The sequence below is a fragment of the Aquisphaera insulae genome, assembly GCF_011064615.1.
Lineage (GTDB): Bacteria > Planctomycetota > Planctomycetia > Isosphaerales > Isosphaeraceae > Aquisphaera > Aquisphaera insulae.
The window spans coordinates 1-324 of the sequence record NZ_JAALJH010000287.1; the positions used below are offsets into that span (position 1 = coordinate 1).

General features: G+C 74.4%; 1 pseudogene. It reads right to left on the bottom strand.

Features of this window, described 5'->3' with window-relative positions:
* A pseudogene (locus tag G6O54_RS37170) lies at positions 1–306 on the bottom strand (hypothetical protein); the annotation flags it as partial.
* Positions 307–324 lie beyond the last annotated feature (18 nt).

The following is a 324-nucleotide window of genomic DNA, read 5'->3' on the forward strand; positions in this document are numbered from 1 at the left end:
CTGGCCCGAGATCGGGGTGAGCCCGAGCCAGTCCCCGGGAGCGGGCGCCTTGACCGAGGAGGTCGCCGGGGCTGATTTCGCCGTGCTCGCGGGCTGCGTCTTGGGGACGATCGGCAGGTCCAGGAACGCGCCGGAGTGCCTCGATTCGATCGCGTTGGCGGCGGCCTGGGCCCGGGTCGCGTCCGCGGCGGGCATCGCGCCGAGCCGAGGGCCCGCCTGCACGGCCGCCGGGGAGAGCCCGAGCAGCCCTTCCAGGCCGAGGGGCAGATGGAGGGCCAGCGCCGTGATGCTGATCGGCTCGGTCATAGTCGTCCTGGGCTCCAG